Below are 21,871 nucleotides of genomic sequence, written 5' to 3'. Positions count from 1 at the left end.
AGACGACGGCCCTGCAGCGGTCACCCGGGGCCGTTCTGGAGGGCCCCGCCCGCCTGCCATGATGGGCGGATGACCGAAGCCTTCGACGCCGTCGACGTCATCGTCCACAAGCGTGACCGCCGCGAGCTCTCCGACGACGAGATCCGCTGGGTCGTCGACGCCTACACCCGCGGGGTCGTCGCCGAGGAGCAGATGAGCTCGCTCGCGATGGCCATCCTCCTCAACGGGATGAGCCGCCGCGAGATCTCCACCTGGACCGCCGCGATGATCGCGAGCGGCGAGCGGATGGACTTCTCCTCCCTCTCGCGCCCGACGGCCGACAAGCACTCGACCGGTGGCGTCGGCGACAAGATCACCCTCCCGCTCGCGCCCCTCGTCGCCGTCTTCGACGTCGCCGTGCCGCAGCTGTCGGGCCGCGGCCTCGGCCACACCGGCGGCACCCTCGACAAGCTCGAGTCGGTCGCCGGCTGGCAGGCGGGCCTGGGCAACGAGGCGATGATGCGCCAGCTCGACGAGGTCGGCGCCGTCATCTGCGCCGCCGGCTCGGGCCTGGCCCCCGCCGACAAGAAGCTGTACGCGCTGCGCGACGTCACCGGCACCGTCGAGGCCATCCCGCTCATCGCCTCCTCGATCATGAGCAAGAAGATCGCCGAGGGCACCGGCGCGCTCGTCCTCGACGTCAAGGTCGGCTCCGGCGCCTTCATGAAGACCCGCGAGAACGCGACCGAGCTCGCCCGCACGATGGTCGACCTCGGCACCGACGCCGGTGTCACGACCGTCGCGCTGCTCACCGACATGTCGACGCCGCTCGGCCTCACCGCCGGCAACGCGCTCGAGGTCCGCGAGTCGGTCGAGGTGCTCGCCGGCGGCGGCCCCGAGGACGTCGTCGAGCTGACCGTGCGCCTGGCCGAGGAGATGCTCGAGGCGGCCGGCCGCGGTGGCCAGGACGTGCGAGCGGCCCTCACCGACGGGCGCGCGATGGACGTCTGGCGCCGGATGATCGCGGCCCAGGGCGGCGACCCCGACGCACCGCTGCCGACCGCCGCGCACACCCACGAGGTGAAGGCCACCGCGTCCGGCACGCTGACCCGCCTGGACGCCTACGCCGTCGGCGTCGCGGCCTGGCGCCTCGGCGCCGGTCGCGCCCGCAAGGAGGACCCGGTGCAGGCCGGCGCCGGCATCGAGATCCACGCCAAGCCCGGCGACACCGTCCGCGAGGGCGACGTGCTGCTCACGCTGCACACCGACACCCCGGAGCGCTTCGCCCGCGCCGAGGAGGCGCTCGACGGCGGCATCGACGTCGTCGAGGGTGGCACCGCGCAGACCCCCGGGTCCGTCGTCATCGACCGGATCGCCTGATGGCCACCGCTGCCGCCGCGCCGACCGCCGAGGTCGTCCGCCGCGCCCCGAAGGCCCTCCTGCACGACCACCTCGACGGCGGCCTGCGCCCCGCGACGGTCGTCGAGCTCGCGGCCGCGTCCGGCTACGACGGCCTGCCGACGACCGACCCCGAGGCGCTCGGTGCCTGGTTCCGCGACGCCGCCGACTCGGGCTCGCTCGAGCGCTACCTCGAGACGTTCTCGCACACCGTCGCCGTCATGCAGACGCGCGAGCAGCTGACGCGCGTCGCCCGTGAGTGCGCGCTCGACCTCGCGGCCGACGGGGTCGTCTACGCCGAGTCGCGCTTCGCGCCCGAGCTGCACATCGAGGGCGGGCTCGCGCTCGAGGAGGTCGTGCAGGCGGTGCTCGCCGGCTTCCGCGAGGGTGAGGCGGAGGCCGCGGCCGCCGGCACGCCCATCCGGATGGTCGCGCTGCTCACGGCGATGCGGCACGCCGCGCGCTCGCGCGAGATCGCCGAGCTGGCCGTCACGCACCGTGACGACGGCGTCGGCGGCTTCGACATCGCCGGGGCCGAGGCGGGGTTCCCTCCCACCCGGCACCTCGACGCCTTCGAGTACCTGCGCCGCGAGAACGCCCACTTCACGATCCACGCGGGCGAGGCCTTCGGGCTGCCGTCGATCTGGGAGGCCATCCAGTGGTGCGGCGCCGACCGGCTCGGGCACGGCGTGCGCATCGTCGACGACGTGGAGGTGGGTGGCGACGGCTCGGTCTCGCTCGGTCGCCTCGCCGCCTACGTGCGCGACCGGCGCATCCCGCTGGAGATGTGCCCCTCCTCGAACCTGCAGACCGGGGCGGCGGAGTCGATCGCCGCGCACCCCATCACGCTGCTCAAGGGCCTGCGCTTCCGGGTCACGGTCAACACCGACAACCGGCTCATGAGCGGCACGTCGATGTCGCGCGAGATGCAGCTCCTCGTCGACGAGGCCGGCTGGACGCTCGCGGACCTGCGCTGGGCGACCATCAACGCCCTGAAGTCCTCGTTCCTGCCGTTCGACGAGCGGCTCGAGCTGATCGAGCACGTCGTCAAGCCGGGCTACGCGGCACTCGGCGCCTGACCGACCCCCACTCATTGCGAGCTCCGCCGCCCGACGCGCCGCAGGATGGTGCGTCGGGCGGCGGAACTCGCAGTCAGTCGGGTGGCTGGAGTGCGTCAGGCGAGGGGGTCGGCGCCGACGACGCGCCGGCGCAGGGTGTCCTCGCGGGCCAGGCGCTCGCCGTCGCGGCGGCGCCGCTCGGCGATGACCGCCGCGAGCACGTACTCCGGGTGGAACCCCGGCGGCGGCGCGGGCGCGACGTGGCGCAGGACGTCAGCGAGCAGCTCGCGGCCCATCGGCTCGCGCGAGGCCGGGGTGAGGCTGCCCGAGCGGGCGAGGAACTGGCGCACCGCGACGGTCAGCCCGGCGGGCAGCGCGGCGACGTCGGCGGAGCCCGCCCACGCGGCCAGCGGCGGAGGCATCTCGGGCGGGGGCAGCAGCTGCATCCGGCTGCGCTGCGTCACGACGTAGGTGCCGGCCGCGAAGTCGCCGAGGCGCTTGCTGCGGGCGCTGACGACCGAGGAGACGAGGGCAGGGACGCCGAGGAAGGGCGGGGTCCAGAGCTCGACGACGCCGACGAGCGCGCGGGTCAGGGCGTGGCGCACGGTGATGGGCCCGCCGTCGTCGCGCACGGTGCGCAGGCCGAGGGCGAGCTTGCCGAGCGTGCGGCCGCGGGTGAGGGTCTCCATCGCCGTCGGGAAGCCGACGAGCACGCCGACCGTGGCGACGAGGCCGACGGCGGTGGCGACGGCCGTGCTGGAGTTCGCGACGAGCCAGCCGACACCGAAGCCGATGCCGACGAGCAGCACGATCGTCACGACGACGTCGATGAGGCCGCTGGCCGCCCGGACCAGCGTGCCGGCGACGGGCAGCTCGACGGCGACGCCCTCGCCCGTCACGACGTCCTCGCTCGCGTAGGCGCGGTAGCTCGTCCCCTCGCTGCTGCTCACGGGCACAGGCTAACCGGGCTGGCCGGGCGGCGTGGTCGCCTACGCTGGGCCCGTGGACCTCGACGCCTACGTGGCCGCCCACCAGGCGCAGTGGAACCGGCTCGAGACGCTCGTGGGGCAGCGCCGGCACACCGGCGCCGAGGCCGACGAGCTGCTCGACCTCTACCAGCGCGTCTCGACGCACCTCTCGGTCGTGCGCTCGGCGAGCCCGGACCCCTCGCTCGTCGCCCACCTCTCCTCGCTCGTCGCGCGCGCCCGGTTCGCGACCTCGAGCCGCCGCGGCGCCTGGTGGCGCACGCCCGTCACCTTCTTCACGACGACCTTCCCGGCCGCTCTGTACCGGCTGCGCTGGTGGTGGGTGACGACGGCGCTGGTCAACGTCGGCATCGCGTTCCTCGTCGGCTGGTACGCCTACCGTCACCCGCAGGTGTGGACGCAGACGATGACGCCCCAGGAGATCTCGCAGTTCGTCGACACCGACTTCGAGAACTACTACAGCGAGTACGCGCACCTCGACTTCACGGGGCTCGTCTGGACGAACAACGCGTGGGTGTCGGCGCTGGTCATCGCGCTCGGGGTCCTCGGGCTGCCGGTCATCTACATCCTCGCCAACAACGTGCTCAACGTCGGCATCTCGGGGGCGCTCATGGCGTACCACGACCGCACCGGGCTGTTCTTCGGGCTGATCCTCCCGCACGGGCTGCTCGAGCTGACGGCCGTCTTCGTGGCGGGGGCGGTGGGGCTGCGCATCTTCTGGTCGTGGGTCAGCCCCGGCGGGCTGCCCCGGGGACAGTCGTTGGCGCGCGAGGCGCGAACGGGGACCGGGGTGGCCCTCGGGCTCGTCGCGGTGCTCTTCGTCAGCGGCGTCATCGAGGGGTTCGTCACCCCCTCGGGGCTGCCGACGTGGGCGCGCATCGCCATCGGCCTGCTCGCCGAGACCGCGTTCGTGCTCTACGTGTTCGTCGTCGGGCGGGCCGCGGCCGCGCGCGGTGCGACGGGTGACGTCGCGGCGCGGGACGCCGGCGACACCGTCCGCGTCGCCTCCTGATCGGAGCCGCACAGGCGGTAGCGCAGGACCACGACGCCACCGTCGAGGGTGGTGACGTCGTCCAGGTCCAGCAGTGCCGCCTCTGCGGGGAGCCGTCGGGTGAGCTCGACGAGCGTCCGCCCGGTCGGGCTCTCGCACAGCGACGGCGCGACCATGACGACGAGCTCGTCGACGAGGCCGGCCGCGAGGAGTGCCCCCGTCAGCCGGCCGCCGCCGTCGGTCCGGACGCGCCGGACCCCGTGCTCGTCGTGGAGGCGGCGCAGGGCCTCGCCGAGGTCGACGCGGTCCCGGCCGCAGCGGATGACCTCGACGCCTCGCCGATCGAGGTGGTCGAGGTGCCCGGTCGGGGTGCGCTCGCTGGCCAGGCTGACGTACCCGGAGTACCAGGGCGCGGCCTGCGCGTGCCGCCAGCTGCGCACCCTTCCGGAGCCGTCGACGACGACGAGCAGAGGGCGGGGCCCGGCGACCGCCTCCTCGAAACCCGGTGGGACGGGATCCGGAGAGACGTCGGGGCCGGGGCCGCGTGCCTCCTCGTCGGTCTCGCGCGGACCGAAGGCCTGCGCCGTGGTGCTGCCCATGAGGATCGCGTCGCGGGGCCACGAGAAGCCGTGCGCGTAGTAGCGCACGCCGTCCCCGGCGAAGTCGGTGATGCGCCCGTCGACGCTCATCTCGTTGTAGACGGTCACGAACGGTCTCGTCATCCAGCGGACGGTAGGTGCCGGGTCCGACAGGGGCCGGTGCACGCGGGCGCCGGGCGGGGCGTCAGGCGGCGGGGGAGGCGCGGTCGTCGGGTGGGTGGCGGAGGGTGTCGAGGTGGCGGTCGTAGGAGTGGGGGGTGAGGTCCCAGGTGACGTGGGTGCCGTGGTCGTCGGGGTGTTCTCGGACGGTTGCCCAGAGGCGGCGTCGGTGAACGAGGGTGTGGTGGCGTTCGCAGAGGAGGGCGGCGTTGGTGATGTCGGTGGGGCCGCCGTCGGCCCAGTCGTGGACGTGGTGGGCGCGGGTCCAGGCGGCGGGGGCGGTGCAGCCGGGGTAGGTGCAGCCGCGGTCTCGCAACAGGAGGTGGCGGCGTTGTCCGCGGGTGAACAGGCGCAGGATGCGGGTGAGGGTCAGGGGTTCGCCGCGGGTGCCGAGGAGGTGGACCAGGAGGGCGGCGTCGCAGCCGAGGCGTCTGACGTTCTCGGGGGTGAGGAGGGTGCCGTCGGCGGTGGTGGCGAGCACGGTCCCGGCGCCGCGGGCGGGTGTGCCGGTGGGGGTGGTGCTCGACGAGTCCGTGGTGGTTGGCGTGGTCGCGGGAGGGGGCCGGCTGGCCGCGTGGTCGCCGGCGGTCGGAAGGTGCCGGTGAGGGTGGTGAGCAGTCCGGCGGGGGTGGCGGTGTCTGTGGTGGTGAGGTCGGCGAGGGGGATGGTGAGGTGGAGGGTGGTGTCGGGGCCGCGGTCGGTGTCGTGGGCGCCGGTGGTGTGGGCGGTGGCGGTGGCGCAGACGACGGTGAGGGCTTCGACGCGGCGTTGGCCGGCGGGTCGCAGGTCGGCCTCGCCGGTGTCGTCGTTCGGCGCGGGCGCGGACGGCGGCCCGATGGCGGCTTCGAGGGTGGCGGCCTGTGCGGGGGTCATCCAGAGCTGGTACTCGGTGAGGTCTCCGGACTCCATGTGGGGCATGGACAGGTGGGCTGCGGCGGCCAGGCGGGTGTGGAGGTCGTCGAGGGCGCCGTCGTGGCCGTGCTCGGCGAGGAGCCGGGGCCGCAGCCGGCGCATCACGGACGCCCCGTACTCGGCGGCCAGGGCGAGGAGCCCCGAGGTGGCGGTGGGCAGCGCGGCGGACTCCAGCAGTGGGGCGAGGCGGGTGGCTTCGCGCAGGACGGCGCACCCGGTGCCGGCCTCGACCTGGCCGGTGCGCACGGCGGTCCAGACGACGCCGAGGGGGGTGTCGGGGCCGGGGTCGTTGCGGTGGGTGGGGGTGTCGCCGGCGGCGACGTCGAGGGCGAGGCGGGTGACGGCGGCGGCGCCGGACTGTCGCAGGGAGGGGGCGTGGGTGCGGACCCAGGCGTGGGTGGCGGGGCCGGCGACCTCGCCGCGGCGGACGGCTTCGAGGGTGACCTGGACGCGGGCGGCGGACGCGCGGGCGGCGAGGGTGTCGAGCAGCTCCATCAGGTCGCCGAGGTCGTCAGCCGGTGCGGCGGCCAAGGCCTCGTCGAGGTCGGTCAGGGCGTCGGTGGCAGCCTTCAGCAGGGAGCGTCGCTCTGCGAGTTCGCCTGTCCCCGTTGCCATGTGACCATTCTGACCGGGGCCACCGATAGTCCCTCAGGTGCGACAGGACGCCTGTGGACAAGCCGCGTCGAGTACCAAGGCTGTGGAAAACCGCTCTCCCACAGACGAGGCGGCCAGCTCTGGCAAGGGAAGGGCGAGCCTGGCACGGACTCACCAGCGCCCGAGTCTGAGCTGCTGTCGGCCAGCGGCAGAGACCGGGCTCGGACCCGTCAGAGCAGGCCCTCGCGCTTGAGCGCGAGGTAGTGGTCGGCCAGGCGCACCGGCAGGTCCTCCGGCGTCGCGTCGAGCACGTCGACCCCGAGCCGGCCCAGGGCATCCGACGTCTGCCGCCGCAGCGCGACGGTGCGCTCGGCGGCCACCGCGCCCCAGACCTCCTCGGACCCGTCGCGCGCCGTGCGCATCGCGTCGAGGGCCGGGTCGGCGACCGATGCCAGCACCACCCGGTGGTGCGCCACGAGCGCGGGCAGCACCGGGATGAGCCCCTCCTCGATCGCCGCCTGCTCGAGCGGGGTGAGCAGCACGACGAGCGAGCGGTGGGTCGAGCGGGTGACCTCGGCGGCGAGCACGCCCCAGTCGGTCTCGACGACCTCGGGGTCGACGGGTGTCAGGGCGGAGATGACGTCGTGCAGCAGGCCCGCACGGTCGGCGCCGCTGACCCGCGTCCGGATGCGCCGGTCGCCGGCGACGACCTGCACCCGGTCGCGCGCGTGTCCGGCGAGGGCCGTCAGCAGGAGCGCGGCATCCATCGCGGCGTCGAGGCGCGGGGCCTCACCGACGCGCCCGGCGCTCGTGCGCCCGGTGTCGACGACGATGACGATGCGCCGGTGCTGCTCGGGCTGCCACGTGCGCACGACGAGGTGCTGGCGGCGCGCGGTGGCCCGCCAGTCGATGGACCGGACGTCGTCGCCGTCGACGTACTCGCGCAGGCTGTCGAACTCGGTGCCCTGCCCGCGGGTGCGGACCGCGGCCCGGCCGTCGAGCTCGCGCAGCACGGCCAGCCGGCTCGGCAGGTGCTTGCGCGACGGGAAGGCGTGCAGCGCACGGAGCCGCGCGGGGACCTCGACCGAGCGCTGGCGCCCCGCGAGCCCCAACGGCCCGAGGAGCCGCACGGTGACGCGGTCGGCCGTGCGGTCGCCGCGACGCGTCGGGGTCAGCCGAGTCGACACCCGCCGCACCTCGCCGGACGGGACGTCGAGCGCGTGCCGGGACGGCGACGACCCGGCCGAGGGCGGCCAGCCGTCGCGCACCAGCCCGCGCGCCCGGCGGCCACCGGTGTTCTCGACGAGCACCCCGGTCGACGTCGACTCACCGAGCCGCACCTGGAGCGAGGGGTCCTCGCGGGTCAGCCGCAGGGCCTTCGGCGGCGCGGCCAGCGCGAGGTCGACGCCGACGAGCACGAGCCACACGATCGCCCAGAGCACGACCGTCGACCCCTCGGGCCGCAGCCCGACGGGGACCAGGCCGAGGAGGAGCAGCGCGGCGGCGCGCGTCGTCAGGGCCATCAGCGCGGGACGGGCACCGACGCGAGGACGCTGTGCAGGACCGAGGTGACCGACGTGCCCTCGAGCTCGGCCTCCGGGCGCAGCATGAGGCGGTGCGCGAGGGTCGCGACGGCCAGCGCCTTGACGTCGTCCGGCGTCACGTAGCCGCGGCCGCTCAGCCACGCCCACGCGCGCGCCGTCGCGAGCAGCGCGGTCGCGCCACGCGGCGAGACGCCGAGGGCGAGCGAGGGGGAGGTGCGGGTGGCCCGGGCGATGTCGACGACGTACCCGAGCACCTCGTCCGACACCTCGACCTCGCGGACGGCGGCGGCGCCGGCCTCGACGTCGGCGGCCGTGGCGACCGGGCGCAGGCCGGCCCCGGCGAGGTCGCGCGGGTCGAAGCCCGACGCGTGCCGGCGCAGCACCGACACCTCGTCGGCGCGCTCCGGCACCGGGAGGACGACCTTGAGCAGGAAGCGGTCGAGCTGTGCCTCGGGCAGGGGGTAGGTGCCCTCGTACTCGACGGGGTTCTGCGTCGCGGCGACGAGGAACGGCGAGGGCAGCGGGTGCGGCGTGCCGTCGACCGTCACCTGCCGCTCCTCCATCGCCTCGAGGAGGGCGGACTGGGTCTTCGGGGGCGTCCGGTTGATCTCGTCGGCGAGCAGCAGGTTGGTGAAGACCGGGCCGGCGCGGAACTCGAAGTCGCTGGCGCGGCTGTCGTAGACGAGCGAGCCGGTGAGGTCACCGGGCATGAGGTCGGGGGTGAACTGCACGCGCTTGGTGCCGACGTCGAGGGAGGCGGCGAGGCTGCGCACGAGGAGGGTCTTGGCGACCCCGGGGACGCCCTCGAGGAGGATGTGCCCGCGGCAGAGCAGCGCGACGAGCATCCCCGCGACCGCGGCGTCCTGCCCGACGACGGCCTTGGCGACCTCCTCGCGGACCCGGACGAGGGCGGCGCGCGCGTCGGCGGCCTGCGGGGCGGGCGTGCTGGGGGTGTCTGTCATGACGTGCGGACCTTCTCCTCGAGATGGGCGAGCTGCTGGGCGAGGGCGACGAGGCCGGCCTCGTCGAGCGGGGCGGGGGAGCGCAGGATGCGGTCGACCTCGGTGGCCGGGAGGCCGGACGCAGTGGCGACGGCGGGGACGAGCTCGTCGGCCGGGGTGCGGGCGGGCAGCCCGAGGCGGACGGCCAGCCGCCCGGTGGTGGCCGCGCGCAGGACGCGGGCGGCGCGCACCCGGTCGCCCGAGGCGCGGTAGAGCTCGGCGCGGCTCTCGGTCGTCTCGGCGGCGCGCACGACGACGGGCAGGGGCTCCGGGACGAGCCGGCCGAGGCGACGCCCGCGGGCCAGGGCGAAGGCGACGAAGGCCAGTCCGGCCAGGACGAGCCCGGGCCCGACCCACTCCGGCCAGACCGACGAGTCCTCGCTCGGCGGGTTGACGGTCGCGTCCTCCGGGCCGGGGTGGAACCAGACGAGGCGCGGCGCGGCGCCGAGGAGGCGGACCATGAGCCCGGCGTCGTCGTCCTCGGTGACGAACCGGTTGGTCGCCGCGTCGGGGAAGCCGACGACGGTGACGGATGCGTGTGAGTCCGTGGCGGGGACGTCGACCGCGGCATACGCGGTGGGGCCGTCGCCGTCGCGCGTCGGCCAGCAGCCGACGACGCCGGAGGGCAGCTCGGGGCCGTCGACGGGCACGAGCGCCCACGAGGTCCGGCTGACCCGGTCGGCGCGGCCGACCCACGGCAGCGAGCACTCCGGCCCGGTGGCGGGGCCGTTGGCGGGACGGACGGTGACGCCGAGCCCCAGCGCGTCGAGGACACCCGGGGCGGTGTCGAGGAGGACGACACGGCCGGCCGAGCGGGTCCCCTCGAGCAGCCGGCGCGCGGCGGTGTCGGTCAGCAGGTCGGAGTTGCCGACGACGACCGTGCTGCCCTCGTCGGTGGCGTCGACCGCCTCCTGCGAGGTGGTGACCACCTCGACGTCGATGCCCTGGTCGCGCAGCACCTCGACGAGCGCGCGGGTGCCGCCCTGGCCCGTGCCGTCGGGGTGGAGGCGGTCCTCGGGCGGGGGTCCGCCGGCCGCGACGGCCAGCAGGGCGCCGCCGACGACGACGGCCAGCACCCACAGGACGACGTCGCGGGTGCGCCGGACCGCGCGGCCGGCGTCGACGCCGGCGGGGGCGACGCTCATCGCACCGGCTCCGGGGCGGGTGCGGCGGGTCCCGTGGGTGCCGCAGGTCCGGCCGGCGTCGAGGGGCGCTCGGGCCGGGCGGCGGCGAGGCGGCCGTCGAGGTCGACGACCGCGCGCGCCTGCTCCGGTGTGGCCCGGCGGTCCCCGTACCGGACGGCGTCGAAGGCGTCCGCGGCCTCGGCGAGGGCCCGGTGCTCGAGGGGGAAGGCGACGGCCAGCAGCTGGGACACCTCGTGCGCCGTGCGCCCCGGGGCGTCGTCGAGCACGACGCGCTCGACCCCGGCCCGGGCGATGGCGCGCACAGCGTCGAGCACGGCGGTGTCGAGGTCCCCGCGCTGGAGGGCGGCGCGGGCGGAGGCCCGCAGCGTCGCGGCCGGCACGTCCGGGACGTCGAGGGCCCGCGAGGTGCCCCCGTCGGCGGTGCGCCCGATGTCGCGGCGCAGCACGCGCCACAGGACCAGGGCCAGCACCGCGACGACGAGGCCGATGGCGATCGGGACGGCGACGCCCGGCAGCCCGCCCTCGGGACGGGCGTTGAGGAGGCGGTCGAGCAGCTCGTTGAGCCGCTCGAGGAGGCTCGGCTGCGCGTGGTACCGGGAGGCGGTCAGCTCCTCCTCGAGCCAGCGCCGGGCCTGCTCGTTCGTCGGGTCCAGCGGGGCGTCGGCCGGGGTCACGGCGAGGTGGGCGGCCACGGCGGGGCGGCGGCACCCTGCGCGCTCTGGATGAGCTGGATGTCGAGCCCCTCGCGGCGCATCCGCCCGTCGACGTAGAGGAGCGCGTCGACGCCGGCGCTGAACGGTGTGGTCAGCGCCCCGGTCAGGAGGGCCGCGAGACCGGCGACGAGCGTCTGCGCGACGAGCAGCGCACCGCCGTCGGACGACCCCGAGCCGATGGTCGTCGCCGTGACGACGCCGAGCAGCAGCAGCGTGATGGGGAAGGTGATGACCGTCGACGCGACCCAGGTGATGATCCCGGTGAGCAGCCGGATGCCGAACACCCGCCAGAACGGGCCCTTGGCCGGGCTGCCCACGAGGCCCCAGGAGCGGCGCAGCGACTGCATGACGCCGACCCGTTCGAGGACGACGGCCGGTGCGGCGTAGGCCCATCGGGTCGAGAGCAGTGCGAGGACGGCGACCGTCACGAGGACGACGAGGAGGACGACCCCGATCGCGAGGAGAATGCCGCCGATGTCGTTCGGGCCGATGGCCACGACGAGCGCGACGGAGGCGGCGACCCCGACGACGAGGACGACGAGGAGCAGCAGGCCGGTGAGGAGCACGACCCCGACGAGCGGGAGCACCCGGCCCCGGGTCGAGCGCCAGATCTCGCCCATCCCGACCTTGCGGCCGAGCACGGCCTGCCCGACGACCTGCGCGAGGAAGCCCGCGAGGAGGATCGCCGAGAGGATCTGGCCGAGGCTCGGGAGGTACTGGCCGACGAGGGAGATCCCGGCGTTGTCGGGCACCGTGTCGGTCGTGGCGAACGAGCCGAGGGGGTCGCTCGCGGCCTGGCCGGCGAGGACCGCGCCGAGGGCGGTCGTCGGCAGGAGCAGCGCGAAGCACGTGAGCGCGGCGAGGCCGATCGTCGCGGCGGGGTTGCCGCGGATGGCCTTGAGGACGCCGCCGTAGAGGTCGCCGAGCCCGAGCGGACGCAGCGGCACGATGCCCGGCCGGATGTCGACGGTGCGGTACGCGGGCGGCTGCCAACCGGGCTGGGGGCCGGGCCCGGCGGTCGGCGGGTAGCCGGGGGGAGGCGGGTAGCCCGCGCCGGGAGGGGGCGGGTAGCCGGCGCCGGGCGGCGGGGGACCGGGAGGCGGGGGGCCGGTCGGCGGCGTCCATCCGTCGGGCGGAGGGGCCGTCGGGTCGGGTCGCTGCGCACCGGACCCGGGCGCCACCCAGGGCTGGTCGGTCATCCTCGGGCCCCCTCGACGCTCACGGCGCCACCCTAGCCGAGGAGCGTGCGCTCCACGGCGAGTGCGCGGGAGCCCACGGCGCCGAGTGCGGTCTGCCGCTGGACGATCCCCGGCTCCTCGCGCATCAGCCGCCACCCGCGGCGCAGGAGGACCGTCGGCGGCTTGCGGCGCTCGCCGAGGTCGCGCAGGAGCCGCCGGACGAAGGTGACGGAGGGTCGGTGGTGGACGCACCAGGCGCTGTGGAGCATCCCCTCCTCCTCGAGGCGGGCGACCACCTCGGCGGCGAAGATGCCCTCGGCGAGGACGAGGTCGGAGGGGCGCGCGGTCACCTCGTGCGCGCCGGCGGCGCGGCTCGTCGCGATGTCGTAGACGGGCAGGAGGGTGCGCCCGGTGTCGACGAGCTCGCGCAGGGCGGCGACGGCGCGGTCGGCGTCCCAGCTGTCCGGGTGGTCCCAGTCGACGATGCCGAGGGTGGGGTGGCGGGGCGCCGCGGGGTCGTCGCCGTCGCGGTAGAAGTCGTCGAGCCGGAAGACCGGCCACCCGCGGCGGGCGTGGAGGCGCTCGGCGAGGCGGGACTTGCCGGCCCCGCTCGGCCCGGCGAGGACGACGACCCGCCGCCGGTCGCGGGGAGGGGTGCCCGCCGTGTCGCGCTCGTCCGTGTCCTGCTCAGCCACGGGTCACCATTCTAGGGCCGGGGTGCGGGGGCCCCGTCCGGCGGGAGGCGTCCCGTCGGGTGGACCTCCTGCGCGGTGTCCGGGGCGGGCGGTACGGTCGGTGACGAACGCAGGGGAAGGGGCGACATGGGTCGGCGCGCAGTGGTTCTCGGGATGTCGGCGGCGCTGCTGCTGGCGGGGTGCACCTCGACGGAGACCTCGCCGTCGCCGTCCTCGAGCGGCTCGTCCAGCGGCTCGGGCGCCGCGAGCGGCGCTCCCTCGGCGACCGCCGCGACGCCCGCCTCGCCGACGCCGGTCGTCACCGGGTCCCTCGACTCCGACGGTCCCGACGAGGCCACGGCCCGCCGCCTGCTCACCGGCTACCTCGCCGCCTGGCGCGACAAGGGTCCGGTGCTCGCGAGCACGACGTACCTCACGGCGGACGAGCAGTCCACGACGTCCGACGACTCGCCGCGCCTGACGACCGGGACGCTCGTCTCGCTCGAGGACCCCGAGCGCACCGCCGACGGCCGCCGCTACCGCGTCACCCTCGACCTCGCCTTCGCCGGCGACCCGGGGGCGTGGTCCAAGGGCACGAACGAGCGCTACGTCACCTTCGTCCCGCGGGCCGAGCCGGACTCGTGGGAGATGACCTTCGCCACCGGTCGCTGAGCCCCGCGAACGGGTGACCCTCGGTGGTCCGGCGTGGGTGGCCCGGTGTCAGTGGTCCGGCGTCGGCGCTCCGGGGCCGGCGGTGGGCCCGGCCTCGCGGTCGCGGCGCAGCAGGCCGAGGACCCAGGTGTCCGAGACCTCGCCGTCGACGACGCAGTCCTCGCGCAGGGTGCCCTCGTGGACGAACCCGAGCTTCTCCATCACGCGCCGCGAGGCGGGGTTGCGGGTGTCGGCCTCGCCCTGCACGCGGTTGAGGTCGAGGGTCGCGAAGCCCCAGTCGAGCAGGGCGCGGACGGCCTCGGTCGCGTGGCCCCGGCCCCACGCGTCCTGCCGCAGGACGTAGGTGACGGTGGCGCTGCGGTACCCGGCGTCGTACCCGGCCAGCGCGCACCAGCCGAGGAAGGCCGCGTCGGTGCGGCGCTCGACGACGAGCCGCGCGCCGGTGCCCTCGTCGGCGAGCCGCTGGCAGGCCCGGACGAACGCCGGCGCCCGGTCGGCGTCCCGCCACGGCGGGGCGTCCCAGTAGCGCAGGACGACCGGGTCGCGCATCAGCGCGAGCAGCGGGTCGGCATCCGCCGCGGTGAAGGGACGCAGCCGCAGCCGGGCGGTCTCGAGGGTCGGGGTCGGCAGCGGCGTCGGCACCGTCGCAGGCTAGGCGGGCCGTTACGCCCGGGCCATCGGGTTTCCGGGCGGACGGGGAGGGGTGCGGGACGCGGGGACGGCGCGGGGCGGCGCGACGGCCGGGCCGACGTGAGCCGGTGGTCGGCCCCGGGCGGGTCGAGACCCCGGAACGACCACGAGACCCCGGACCGGATCCGGGGTCTCGTGGACTTCTCGGGGTGACCCCGAGAAGTGGAGGTGCGTGGGGCGGGGGAGGCGCCGGGCGGGGAGGCGCCGGGGGTCAGCGGCCCTTGGGGTGCCAGACCGTCTTGGTCTCGAGGAACGCCGTGAGGCGGCGCAGGTCGGGCACCGCGTCGAAGTCGGGCTCGACCGCCTCGGGGCCGGACCCGCCGGGGCGCAGCACCCGCTTGAGGTTCTCGGCGGCGGCGAGCTCGAGGTCGCCCCACTCGACACCCGCCGCGTCGGCCGCGCCGGTCAGGTCGATGGCGTTGACGTCGCGGTGCGAGGCGAGCCACGGCGCCACCTCGGCGGTGCGCCCGGTGACGACGTTGACGACGCCGCCCGGCACGTCGGAGGTCGCGAGGCACTCGGCGAGGTCGATGGCCGGCAGCGGCCGCTCCTCCGACGCGAGCACGACGCAGGTGTTGCCGGACACGACGACCGGCGCCACGACCGACACGAGGCCGAGCAGCGAGGACGCCTGCGGCGCGAGCACCGCGACGACGCCGGTCGGCTCGGGCGCGGAGATGTCGAAGTACGGCCCGGCGACGGGGTTGAGCCCGCCGAGGACCTGCGCGTACTTGTCGGCCCAGCCGGCGTACCAGACCCACCGGTCGATGGCGGCGGAGACGACGGCCTCGGCGCGCGCCGGGGTCAGGCCCTCGGAGTCGCGCACGTCCTGGACGAGCTGCGCGCGGCGGCCCTCCATCACCTCGGCGACGCGGTAGAGCACCTGGCCGCGGTTGTACGCGGTCGCGCCGGCCCAGCCGGGCTGCGCCTTGCGGGCGGCGACGACGGCGTCGCGGGCGTCCTTGCGCGAGCCCATCGCCGCGTTGGCGAGGAAGCGCGGGGTGGCGCGGCGGCCGGTCGGCGCGGCCAGCACCTCGTACGAGCGGCCGCTCTCGGAGCGGGGGAACTTGCCGCCGATGTAGAGCTTGTACGTCTTGCGGACGTCCACGCGCGCGCTCACTGCTCACTCCCGGTCTTGACGTAGGCCTCGAGGCCGTGGCGGCCACCCTCCCGGCCGTAGCCGGACTCCTTGTAGCCACCGAAGGGCGAGGTCGGGTCGAACTTGTTGAACGTGTTGGCCCACACGACGCCGGCGCGCAGCTGGTCGGCCATCCAGAGGATGCGGCTGCCCTTCTCGGTCCAGATGCCGGCCGACAGGCCGTACGGCGTGTTGTTCGCCTTGGCGACCGCCTCGCCGGGGGTGCGGAAGGTCAGCACCGAGACGACCGGCCCGAAGATCTCCTCCTGGGCGATGCGGTGCGACTGCGACACGTCGGTGAAGACGGTCGGGCGGAACCAGTAGCCGGTGCTCGGCAGCTCGCAGCCGGAGTCCCAGCGCTCGGCGCCCTCCTGCGACCCGGCGGCCGTCATCTCCTCGATGCGCTGCAGCTGCGCGCGGCTGTTGATGGCGCCCACGTCGGTGTTCTTGTCCATCGGGTCGCCGATGCGCAGCGTCGTGAGGCGGCGCTTGAGGCGGCGGACGACCTCGTCGGCGACGTTCTCCTGCACCAGGATCCGGCTGCCGGCGCAGCAGACGTGGCCCTGGTTGAAGAAGATGCCGTTGACGATGCCCTCGACGGCCTGGTCGACCGGGGCGTCGTCGAAGATGATGTTCGCGCCTTTGCCGCCGAGCTCGAGCGTGGCCTTCTTGCGGGTGCCGGCGATCGAGCGGGCGATCATCTTGCCGACGCCCGTGGAGCCGGTGAACGCGAGCTTGTCGATGCCGGGGTGGTCGACGATGGCCTGCCCGGTGGTGCCGGCGCCCGTGACGATGTTGACGACGCCCGGGGGCAGCTCGGCCTGCTGGCAGATCTCGGCGAAGAGCAGCGCGGTCAGCGGTGTGGTCTCGGCCGGCTTGAGCACGACCGTGTTGCCGCACGCGAGGGCCGGGGCGACCTTCCAGGCGAGCATGAGCAGCGGGAAGTTCCAGGGGATGACCTGGCCGACGACGCCGACCGGGCGGGGGTTCTCGCCGAGCGCGGCGTACGACAGCTTGTCGGCCCAGCCCGCGTGGTAGAAGAAGTGCGCGGCGACGAGGGGGATGTCGACGTCGCGGCTCTCCTTGATCGGCTTGCCGTTGTCGAGCGTCTCGAGGACGGCGAGCTCGCGGGCGCGCTCCTGGATGATCCGGGCGATCCGGTAGAGGTACTTGCCGCGGTCGGCTCCGCTCATCCGCGACCAGACGCGGGTGTAGGCGGTGCGGGCCGCGCGGACGGCGGCGTCGACGTCGTCCGCGCTCGCCTCGGAGACCTCGGAGAGGACCTCCTCGGTCGCGGGGTTGAGCGTCTTGAAGGGCTTGCCGCCGGTGGCCTCGACGAACTCGCCGCCGATGAACAGCCCGTGGCTGCTGGCGATGTCGACGACGGCCCGGGACTCCGGGGCCGGCGCGTACTCGAAGGTGGGCATTCGCTGCTGTCCTTGGGGGGTCGGTCGGGGTGGCGGGTCAGTAGCCGCTGGGGGCGTCGTCGGCGACGTAGTCGGCGCCGGAGTAGGCGCCGGTCGTCATCTTCTGGCGCTGCAGGACGAGGTCGTTGAGCAGGCTCGAGGCGCCGAAGCGGAACCAGTCGTTGCTCAGCCACGCCTCGCCGGCGACCTCGTTGACGGTGACGAGGAACTTGATGGCGTCCTTGCTCGTGCGGATGCCGCCGGCCGGCTTGACGCCGACCTGCTCGCCGGTGGCCTCGTGCCAGTCGCGGACGGCCTCGAGCATGACGAGCGTGACCGGCAGGGTCGCGGCCGGCGAGATCTTGCCGGTCGAGGTCTTGATGAAGTCGCCGCCGGCGAGCATCGAGAGCCACGAGGCGCGGCGGACGTTGTCGTAGGTGACGAGCTCGCCGGTCTCCATGATGACCTTGAGGCGCGCGTCGCCGCAGGCCTCCTTGGTCTCGGCGATCTCGCGGAAGACCGACAGGTAGTCGCCCGTGAGGAAGGCCCCGCGGTCGATGACCATGTCGATCTCGTCGGCGCCGTTCTGCACGGCGTCACGGGTGTCGGCGAGCTTGACGGCGCGGCTCGCGCGGCCGCTCGGGAAGGCGGTCGCGACGGCGGCGATGCGCACGTCGCGCTCGCCGATGACCTCGCGGGCGTAGGGGACCATGTCGCCGTAGACGCAGACCGCGGCCGGGCTCGGGGTGCTCGGGTCGCTGGGGTCCGGGACGAGGGCGCGCGTCGCGAGGCCGCGGACCTTGCCGGGGGTGTCGGCGCCCTCGAGGGTGGTCAGGTCGATCATCGAGATGGCGGTGTCGATGGCCCACGCCTTGCTCGAGGTCTTGACCGACCGGGTCGAGAGGGCCGCCGCGCGCGCCTCGCAACCGACCTGGTCGACGCCCGGCAGGCCGTGCAGCCAGCCGGTGAGGGCGGAGTTGGTCAGGCGGGAGACCCCGAGGATGTCGCGGGCTCGCGTCGTCGGGTCGACCTCGGTGCTCGTGCTCACCCCGGGAGTGTACGGGGGTCGACGGGGCCCGGTCACCGCCGGACGGGGGCAGCGTGGGACGACGTGGACGCCCCCGGGCTGGCACATCTCGCCACCCGTGGGCGCTGACCTCGGACGATGCCCGGAGCCGACGCCGGTGTGCTCACCGGCACCTCGGCCCCGCGCTCCGAGGCGCCGGCCCGCGGCGTGAGGCGGGTGGTCGAGGCGTCATCGTCGATGGGTCGTGGCGCGGCCGATGGCGTGTGAACGGGGGTGACCACCCCCGTTCCGACGCCACGGGGCACGCCACGGCGAGCGCCATCGGGTTCGCGGGGGACGGTCGCCGCCGCACACCGACGCGCCGGGTCCGTCGAGGTCAGAGGGCGGTCGCGGCCTCGAGGTCGGCGCGGACGGCCGCGAGCCGCTGCGCCGCGCGCTCGCGGGCGCCGCGCAGGTCGTCACCGGTGACCGGCTCGACGACCTCGAGGTAGACCTTGAGCTTCGGCTCGGTGCCCGAGGGGCGCACGATGATGCGCGAGTCGTCGGCCAGGAGGTAGCGCAGGCCCTCGGTCGGCGGCAGGCCGCCGTCCCCGCGGGCGAGGTCGTCGGTGCGGGCCACCTCGACGCCGGCGACCGTCGTCGGCGGCGTCGCGCGCAGCCGGTCCATGATCCTGCCGATGAGCGAGAGGTCCTCGACGCGCACGGAGAACGAGTCGGTCGCGTGCACGCCGTGGGCGCGCGCGAGGTCGTCGAGGCGGTCGACGAGGGTGCGGCCCTGCTGCTTGAGCGTGGCGGCGAGCTCGGCGACGAGCAGCGCGGCCGAGACGCCGTCCTTGTCGCGGACGTGGCCGGGGTCGACGCAGTAGCCGAGCGCCTCCTCGTAGCCGTAGCGCAGCCCGGGCACGCGACCGATCCACTTGAAGCCGGTCAGCGTCTCCTCGTGGCGGACGCCGGCGGCCCGGCACATCGCCGCGAGCAGGCGCGAGGACACGATCGAGTTGGCGAACACCGCGTCGGGGGAGTCGGTCGCGACGCCGCGCTCGAGGACGTACGAGCCGAGCAGCGCCCCGACCTCGTCGCCGCGCAGCATCCGCCAGCCGCCCGGGCCGGGCACCGCGACGGCGCAGCGGTCCGCGTCGGGGTCGTTGGCCACGACGAGGTCCGGGCCGGTCTGCTCGGCGAGCTCGAGGGCGGCGTCCATCGCGCCGGGCTCCTCGGGGTTGGGGAAGGAGACGGTGGGGAACATCGGGTCCGGCTCCGACTGCGACGGCACCGGCAGCGGCTCGGCGAAGCCCGCGGCGAGGAAGGCCCGCCGCACGGTCTCGGAGCCGACCCCGTGCAGCGCCGTGTGGACGACGGTCAGCTCGCGGGGCGCGTCGGGGGAGACGACCGTGACGACGTCGTCGAGGTAGGCCTCGAGCACGTCGTCACCGAGGGTGTCCCAGCCGTCGTCGGCGCGCGGCACCGAGGCGACGGACTCGACCCGGGCGATCTCGGCCGCGATGAGCCCGTCGACCGGCGGCACGATCTGCGAGCCGTCGCCGACGTAGACCTTGTAGCCGTTGTCCTGCGGCGGGTTGTGCGACGCCGTGACCATGACGCCGGCGTCGGCGCCGAGGTGGCGGATCGCGTACGCCAGCACCGGGGTCGGCAGCGGGTGGGGGAGGACGACGGCGCGGCCGCCCATCCCGGTGACGACGGCGCAGGTGTCGTGCGCGAAGACGTCCGAGTTGGTGCGCGCGTCGTAGCCGACGACGACGAACGGCTCGCTGGTGACGGTGCGCAGGTACGCCGTGAGGCCGGCCGCGGCCCGGATGACGACGGCCCGGTTCATCCGGTTCGGCCCGCCGCCGAGCCTCCCGCGCAGGCCGGCCGTGCCGAACTCGAGCATCCCCGACATCGCGTCGGCGAGCTCCTCGCGGGCGGCGTCGTCGCTGCCGGCGCGGTCGGCCAGGCCCTCGAGCTCGGCGCGCGTGGCGGGGTCGGGGTCGTCGGCCGCCCAGGCGCGGGCGGCGGCGAGGAGGGTGTCGAGGTCGGGCGTCGTGCTCACGGCGGCGGCCTCAGATGCGGCCGACGACGTCGGCGAGGAGGCGTCCGCAGCGCTCGGCCGCGGCCCGGCCGGCCTCGAGGACCTCCTCGTGGCTCAGCGGGTTCGGCGAGATGCCGGCCGCCGCGTTCGTCACGAGCGAGACACCGAGCACCTCGAGGCCGCTCTGCCGCGCGGCGATGGCCTCGAGCGAGGTCGACATCCCGACGAGGTCGCCGCCGAGGACCTTGGCCATCCGCACCTCCGCCGGGGTCTCGTAGTGCGGCCCGCGGAACTGGACGTAGACGCCCTCGTCGAGCGTGGGGTCGACCTCCTGCGCGACCGCGCGCAGCCGGGGGCTGTAGAGGTCGGTGAGGTCGACGAAGTTCGCGCCCTCGATGGGGGAGTGCGCGGTGAGGTTGATGTGGTCGCTGATGAGCACCGGCGTGCCGGGCGCCCACTCGGGGCGCAGCCCGCCGCAGCCGTTGGTGATGACGATCGTCGTGCAGCCGGCGGCGGCCGCGGTGCGCACGCCGTGGACGACCGCGCGGATGCCGCGGCCCTCGTAGAAGTGGGTGCGGGTGCCGTAGACGAGCGCGCGGCGGCCGGTGTCGCCGATGGCGACCGAGCGCATCGAGCCGCTGTGCCCGGCGACCGCGGCCTTGCCGAACCCGGGGACGTCGGTGTTCTCGATCGTCGTCATCGTCTCGCCGACGAGATCGCCCGCCTGACCCCAGCCGCTGCCGAGGACGAGGGCGACGTCGTGGCGCTCCACCCCCGTGCGCTCGCGGATGACGGCGGCGGCGGCCTCCGCGACCCCGAACGGGTCGGTGGCGGGGTCGGTGAGGTCGTGGGCGGCGGCGGTGTCGGTCACGGCGGCAGCCTAGCGACGCGGCCCCGCCCGCCCCAGTGCCGGGCTACACCGCAGCAGTGGTTGCTGTGGCGACGGTGACTGCGGTGTAGGTCGCGCTCGGGCGGCTGATGTACTTGCGGGTGCAAGTTGCATGTGCAAGTCTTGATGCATGGCCACCCTCGCCCACGAGCTCCACGTCCTCGTCGCCCTGATGGACCGGCGCGCCGAGACCCTCCTGGCGCGCTCGGGCAGCGGCCTCACCTACCGGCGCTACCTCGTGCTGCTCCACGTCTCGCGGCTCGACCGCCCGACCCAGCGCGAGCTCGCCGACGGCCTCGGCTCGAGCGAGGCCGCGACGAGCCGGATGGTCGCCGGCCTCGCGGCCGACGGGCTCCTCGAGGTCGGACGGGGCCACGGCAACCGGCGCGAGCTGGCGGTCACCGCCGAGGGCGTCACCCGCCTCACCGCCGCCACCGAGGTGCTCGGCGACCGGTTCGACGACGCCGTCCGTGCGGTCGGCGCCGACCCGGTCGACCTGCTGCACACCGTCACCACCCTCGTCACCGTTCTCCGGAAGGACTGACCGTGCACGCCTGGACCCTCCTCATCACCTCCCACGTCGCCGCCGCGCTGGTCTCCGTCACGCTCGGCGTCGTCCAGCTCGCCCGCCGCAAGGGGGATGCCCGCCACCGCCACCTGGGCCGCGTCTGGGTCGTCCTCATGCTGTGGACCGCGGTGTCCTCGTTCTGGATCCGCCACCTGCGCGACGGCGCGTTCAGCTGGCTGCACATCCTCAGCCTCGTGACGCTCGTGACGGTCACGCTCGGCGTCGTCGGCATCCGCCGGGGTGACCTGCGGGCCCATCGCGCGAACATGACCGGCAGCTGGATCGGCTCCGCCATCGCGATGGTCTTCGCGCTCGCCCTGCCCACGCGGATGATCCCGACCTTCGCGGTCGACGAGCCGCTCGGGGCCGCCGGGGCGCTGGTCGTCCTCGCGCTCACCGTCGCTGCGGTCGTGGCCGTCGGCGACCGCCTCGCCCGCCGCAGCGCCGTCGCCCTCCCCGGCTGAGCTCCGGCCCACGAAAAGCCCGCACGTGCGGGGTTGTCGCTGTCGGGACGGGCTCCG

Annotated in this window: 22 protein-coding genes; 6 read left to right on the top strand and 16 right to left on the bottom strand. The window is 75.2% G+C overall.

Annotation, left to right across the window (positions count from 1 at the left end):
* Positions 1 to 69 precede the first annotated feature (69 nt).
* Positions 70 to 1,359, top strand: a complete 1,290-nt coding sequence (locus tag HL663_RS17895; protein ID WP_173029633.1) for a thymidine phosphorylase — start codon at positions 70 to 72, stop codon at positions 1,357 to 1,359.
* On the top strand, positions 1,359 to 2,456 hold the full coding sequence (locus HL663_RS17890; RefSeq protein ID WP_173029632.1) for an adenosine deaminase: 1,098 nt from the start codon (positions 1,359 to 1,361) through the stop codon (positions 2,454 to 2,456). Before HL663_RS17895 ends, HL663_RS17890 begins: the two co-directional genes overlap by 1 nt.
* A gap of 95 nt (positions 2,457 to 2,551) precedes the next feature.
* Here HL663_RS17890 and HL663_RS17885 read toward each other — a convergent pair whose 3' ends face one another.
* Positions 2,552 to 3,385 (bottom strand): RDD family protein, encoded by an 834-nt coding sequence (locus HL663_RS17885; protein WP_286175769.1) that lies wholly within the window; start codon positions 3,383 to 3,385, stop codon positions 2,552 to 2,554.
* 52 nt (positions 3,386 to 3,437) lie between these two features.
* Here HL663_RS17885 and HL663_RS17880 point away from each other — a divergent pair, with 52 nt between their 5' ends.
* Positions 3,438 to 4,433 carry a stage II sporulation protein M gene (locus HL663_RS17880; protein WP_173029630.1) on the top strand — a complete coding sequence of 332 codons (996 nt, stop codon included), beginning with the start codon at positions 3,438 to 3,440 and terminating at the stop codon, positions 4,431 to 4,433.
* Here HL663_RS17880 and HL663_RS17875 read toward each other — a convergent pair.
* The 9 genes from HL663_RS17875 to HL663_RS17835 all read right to left on the bottom strand — a co-directional run bounded on the left by HL663_RS17875 (position 4,337) and on the right by HL663_RS17835 (position 12,952).
* On the bottom strand, positions 4,337 to 5,134 hold the full coding sequence (locus HL663_RS17875) for a RibD family protein (RefSeq protein WP_173029629.1): 798 nt from the start codon (positions 5,132 to 5,134) through the stop codon (positions 4,337 to 4,339). The two genes, HL663_RS17880 and HL663_RS17875, sit on opposite strands and share 97 nt — an antisense overlap.
* A gap of 61 nt (positions 5,135 to 5,195) precedes the next feature.
* On the bottom strand, positions 5,196 to 5,651 hold the full coding sequence (locus HL663_RS17870) for an HNH endonuclease signature motif containing protein (RefSeq protein WP_173029627.1): 456 nt from the start codon (positions 5,649 to 5,651) through the stop codon (positions 5,196 to 5,198).
* Positions 5,540 to 6,697 (bottom strand): hypothetical protein, encoded by a 1,158-nt coding sequence (locus HL663_RS17865; RefSeq protein ID WP_173029626.1) that lies wholly within the window; start codon positions 6,695 to 6,697, stop codon positions 5,540 to 5,542. The genes HL663_RS17870 and HL663_RS17865 overlap by 112 nt, the downstream gene beginning before the upstream one ends.
* A gap of 209 nt (positions 6,698 to 6,906) precedes the next feature.
* The gene (locus HL663_RS17860) at positions 6,907 to 8,199 is read right to left on the bottom strand and encodes a DUF58 domain-containing protein (protein ID WP_173029624.1); all 1,293 of its coding nucleotides are present in this window, start codon (positions 8,197 to 8,199) and stop codon (positions 6,907 to 6,909) included.
* Positions 8,199 to 9,182, bottom strand: coding sequence for an AAA family ATPase (locus HL663_RS17855; RefSeq protein ID WP_173029622.1), 984 nt, complete (start codon positions 9,180 to 9,182; stop codon positions 8,199 to 8,201). Before HL663_RS17855 ends, HL663_RS17860 begins: the two co-directional genes overlap by 1 nt.
* Positions 9,179 to 10,366: a DUF4350 domain-containing protein gene (locus HL663_RS17850; protein ID WP_173029621.1), complete on the bottom strand. Its 1,188-nt coding sequence runs from the start codon at positions 10,364 to 10,366 to the stop codon at positions 9,179 to 9,181. Before HL663_RS17850 ends, HL663_RS17855 begins: the two co-directional genes overlap by 4 nt.
* Entirely contained in the window at positions 10,363 to 11,058 is a 696-nt protein-coding gene (locus tag HL663_RS17845; RefSeq protein WP_173029620.1) for a DUF4129 domain-containing protein, read from the bottom strand. The genes HL663_RS17850 and HL663_RS17845 overlap by 4 nt, the downstream gene beginning before the upstream one ends.
* Complete coding sequence (locus tag HL663_RS17840; RefSeq protein ID WP_173029618.1) at positions 11,037 to 12,278, bottom strand: DUF7847 domain-containing protein; 1,242 nt, start codon at positions 12,276 to 12,278, stop codon at positions 11,037 to 11,039. Before HL663_RS17840 ends, HL663_RS17845 begins: the two co-directional genes overlap by 22 nt.
* 32 nt (positions 12,279 to 12,310) lie before the next feature.
* Complete coding sequence (locus HL663_RS17835) at positions 12,311 to 12,952, bottom strand: uridine kinase family protein (protein ID WP_173029617.1); 642 nt, start codon at positions 12,950 to 12,952, stop codon at positions 12,311 to 12,313.
* A gap of 126 nt (positions 12,953 to 13,078) precedes the next feature.
* Between HL663_RS17835 and HL663_RS17830 the strand changes: the two genes are divergently transcribed.
* Positions 13,079 to 13,603 carry a hypothetical protein gene (locus tag HL663_RS17830; protein ID WP_173029616.1) on the top strand — a complete coding sequence of 175 codons (525 nt, stop codon included), beginning with the start codon at positions 13,079 to 13,081 and terminating at the stop codon, positions 13,601 to 13,603.
* 48 nt (positions 13,604 to 13,651) lie between these two features.
* Here the strand turns inward: HL663_RS17830 and HL663_RS17825 are convergent, their stop codons facing one another.
* From HL663_RS17825 to HL663_RS17800, 6 genes are all read right to left on the bottom strand, one after another.
* Positions 13,652 to 14,245, bottom strand: a complete 594-nt coding sequence (locus tag HL663_RS17825; protein WP_173029614.1) for a GNAT family N-acetyltransferase — start codon at positions 14,243 to 14,245, stop codon at positions 13,652 to 13,654.
* A 259-nt stretch (positions 14,246 to 14,504) separates the two neighbouring features.
* Positions 14,505 to 15,413, bottom strand: coding sequence for an aldehyde dehydrogenase family protein (locus HL663_RS17820; protein WP_173029612.1), 909 nt, complete (start codon positions 15,411 to 15,413; stop codon positions 14,505 to 14,507).
* Positions 15,410 to 16,858: an aldehyde dehydrogenase family protein gene (locus tag HL663_RS17815; RefSeq protein WP_173029610.1), complete on the bottom strand. Its 1,449-nt coding sequence runs from the start codon at positions 16,856 to 16,858 to the stop codon at positions 15,410 to 15,412. Before HL663_RS17815 ends, HL663_RS17820 begins: the two co-directional genes overlap by 4 nt.
* Before the next feature lie 37 nt (positions 16,859 to 16,895).
* A complete protein-coding gene (gene deoC / locus HL663_RS17810; RefSeq protein ID WP_286175765.1) occupies positions 16,896 to 17,885 on the bottom strand; it encodes a deoxyribose-phosphate aldolase in 990 nt (329 codons plus the stop codon).
* 355 nt (positions 17,886 to 18,240) lie between these two features.
* Entirely contained in the window at positions 18,241 to 19,914 is a 1,674-nt protein-coding gene (locus HL663_RS17805; protein WP_173029607.1) for a phospho-sugar mutase, read from the bottom strand.
* Positions 19,915 to 19,924: 10 nt separating this feature from the next.
* Complete coding sequence (locus HL663_RS17800) at positions 19,925 to 20,764, bottom strand: purine-nucleoside phosphorylase (protein WP_173029606.1); 840 nt, start codon at positions 20,762 to 20,764, stop codon at positions 19,925 to 19,927.
* Between the two features lie 148 nt (positions 20,765 to 20,912).
* Here HL663_RS17800 and HL663_RS17795 point away from each other — a divergent pair, with 148 nt between their 5' ends.
* Positions 20,913 to 21,326 (top strand): MarR family winged helix-turn-helix transcriptional regulator, encoded by a 414-nt coding sequence (locus HL663_RS17795; RefSeq protein ID WP_173029604.1) that lies wholly within the window; start codon positions 20,913 to 20,915, stop codon positions 21,324 to 21,326.
* A 2-nt stretch (positions 21,327 to 21,328) separates the two neighbouring features.
* The gene (locus tag HL663_RS17790; protein WP_173029602.1) at positions 21,329 to 21,814 is read left to right on the top strand and encodes a DUF2306 domain-containing protein; all 486 of its coding nucleotides are present in this window, start codon (positions 21,329 to 21,331) and stop codon (positions 21,812 to 21,814) included.
* Positions 21,815 to 21,871: the final 57 nt, after the last annotated feature.

The organism is Arthrobacter sp. NEB 688 (assembly GCF_013201035.1).
Classification (GTDB): domain Bacteria; phylum Actinomycetota; class Actinomycetes; order Actinomycetales; family Dermatophilaceae; genus Phycicoccus.
Note: the sequence above shows the minus strand (reverse complement) of the source record. Positions and strands in the feature narration are given on the sequence as shown.

What these genes read in the sequence shown, in the direction of transcription:
- HL663_RS17850 (WP_173029621.1), bottom strand. Translation starts at nt 10,366, where the DNA reads ATGAGCGTCGCCCCCGCCGGCGTCGACGCCGGCCGCGCGGTCCGGCGC.
- HL663_RS17830 (WP_173029616.1), top strand. Translation starts at nt 13,079, where the DNA reads ATGGGTCGGCGCGCAGTGGTTCTCGGGATGTCGGCGGCGCTGCTGCTG.
- HL663_RS17840 (WP_173029618.1), bottom strand. Translation starts at nt 12,278, where the DNA reads ATGACCGACCAGCCCTGGGTGGCGCCCGGGTCCGGTGCGCAGCGACCC.
- HL663_RS17895 (WP_173029633.1), top strand. Translation starts at nt 70, where the DNA reads ATGACCGAAGCCTTCGACGCCGTCGACGTCATCGTCCACAAGCGTGAC.
- HL663_RS17865 (WP_173029626.1), bottom strand. Translation starts at nt 6,697, where the DNA reads ATGGCAACGGGGACAGGCGAACTCGCAGAGCGACGCTCCCTGCTGAAG.
- HL663_RS17795 (WP_173029604.1), top strand. Translation starts at nt 20,913, where the DNA reads ATGGCCACCCTCGCCCACGAGCTCCACGTCCTCGTCGCCCTGATGGAC.
- HL663_RS17890 (WP_173029632.1), top strand. Translation starts at nt 1,359, where the DNA reads ATGGCCACCGCTGCCGCCGCGCCGACCGCCGAGGTCGTCCGCCGCGCC.
- HL663_RS17860 (WP_173029624.1), bottom strand. Translation starts at nt 8,199, where the DNA reads ATGGCCCTGACGACGCGCGCCGCCGCGCTGCTCCTCCTCGGCCTGGTC.
- HL663_RS17815 (WP_173029610.1), bottom strand. Translation starts at nt 16,858, where the DNA reads ATGCCCACCTTCGAGTACGCGCCGGCCCCGGAGTCCCGGGCCGTCGTC.
- HL663_RS17855 (WP_173029622.1), bottom strand. Translation starts at nt 9,182, where the DNA reads ATGACAGACACCCCCAGCACGCCCGCCCCGCAGGCCGCCGACGCGCGC.
- HL663_RS17875 (WP_173029629.1), bottom strand. Translation starts at nt 5,134, where the DNA reads ATGACGAGACCGTTCGTGACCGTCTACAACGAGATGAGCGTCGACGGG.